This is a genomic window from Pseudomonadota bacterium (genome assembly GCA_010028905.1).
Classification (GTDB): Bacteria; Vulcanimicrobiota; Xenobia; order RGZZ01; family RGZZ01; genus RGZZ01.
Map to the genome: position 1 here is coordinate 1 of RGZZ01000803.1, position 1,429 is coordinate 1,429.

2 protein-coding genes are annotated in these 1,429 nt (G+C 68.1%); both read left to right on the forward strand.

The features are described 5' to 3' along the window. Window positions 1–781: DNA methylase (locus EB084_25435; protein NDD31607.1), on the forward strand; the 781-nt coding region annotated here is incomplete at its 5' end. Window positions 782–823: 42 nt separating this feature from the next. Next, the coding region (locus EB084_25440; GenBank protein ID NDD31608.1) for a helicase SNF2 at window positions 824–1,429 on the forward strand (606 nt) is incomplete at its 3' end.

Here is a 1,429-nt window from a genome sequence, read left to right on the forward strand (position 1 = left end):
CCTCGCCGTGCTGCGCAAGCGCACCTCCACCGACACCGCCTTCCTCGATGAGCTCTATCCGCAGGTCGATGCCGAGGTGAAGCGCCAGCTCGACGAGATGCGCGCCCTCGAAGATGCCCGCGACCCGAGCTTCGCTGACGCTGACTACCAGCTGGCGGCTTACGCCGCGGCGCTGAAGGTGCTGACAGCCTACTCGTCCATCGAGGACTTCGACGTGGTGCGCGAGCTGTCACGCGAACGCAAGAACGGCGAGACATCGCCCATCGCCGCGCTCATCGAGCAGGCCGTCACCACCGCCTGCAACCACCTCATACCGGAAGGCGTGGAGCCATCGACCTGGCGGCAGCTCTCACCGGCCGAGCGCTACTACCTCAAGGGGCTCGACCTCGAGAGCCGGGGCGAGGCGCACATCGCCGCCTACCAGGAGCTCGCCCGCGGCTTTGGCTTCACCGAGTACAAGCCCATCGTGTCGCTCAAGGCGAACGACGCTCACCTGCTCACCGCCTCCGAGCTCGCCCGCAAGGAGATGGGAGCGGGCGCATTCGGCACCAGTCTCGTCCGTCACGGCCTCTTCGCCGTCTTCTCGGCATTGAAGGCCGAAGATGCCCGCGAGGGGCGCAACTGGCTGAAGAACGAGGTGCCCGACTACTGGAGCCGTCGCACGCTGCTCATCGACATCCTCCGCTACCTGGGCCGCCTCGAGGGCGTGCTCGACCACTGGACGGCCGACGCCGCCATGGCCGTGCTCATCGCCGGCGCGCTGGAGAACGACCATGTGTAGGGGGCGCGCCCCCTTTGCCGCCTGCCGGGGAGATGGGCGACCGTGACGCTGTCGGCCAGCGGAGCCTCGATCGTGCGCTACTCGTCGCGCCGCGGCGCGCTCCACGAGAGCTTTCTCGCGCAGGTCTTGCCGGACGCCGAGCGCTACGATCGCATCGCGGGCTACTTCAGCTCTTCGCTGCTCGAAGTGGCGGGCGAGATGGTCGAATCGGTCAAGGGCAAGGTCCGCGTGATCTGCAACTCCGACCTCCAACCCCGCGACGTCGAGACGGCCCGCGCCGCCAACGCCGCCATGCGTCAGGAGTGGTGCGCCTCGAAGCCCGAGCAGCACACCGCCACCCCACAGGGGCGAAGCCGCTTTCAGCGCTTGTACGATCTGCTCCACGCCGGCAAGCTCGACGTGCGGGTGCTGCCGAACGAGGTGTTCGGTCTCATCCACGGCAAGGCGGGCGTCATCTGGCCGGCCCAGGGCGATCCGGTGGCGTTCATCGGCAGCGCCAACGAGACCGGTCAGGGGTGGGCGCAGAACTACGAGCTCGTGTGGTCGCATCGAGACGCCGAGTCGGTCGCCTGGGTGTGCGACGAGTTCGAGGCGCTGTGGAACCATCCGCAGGCCGTGCCCCTGGCCGAGTTCATCTGTGAAGACGCC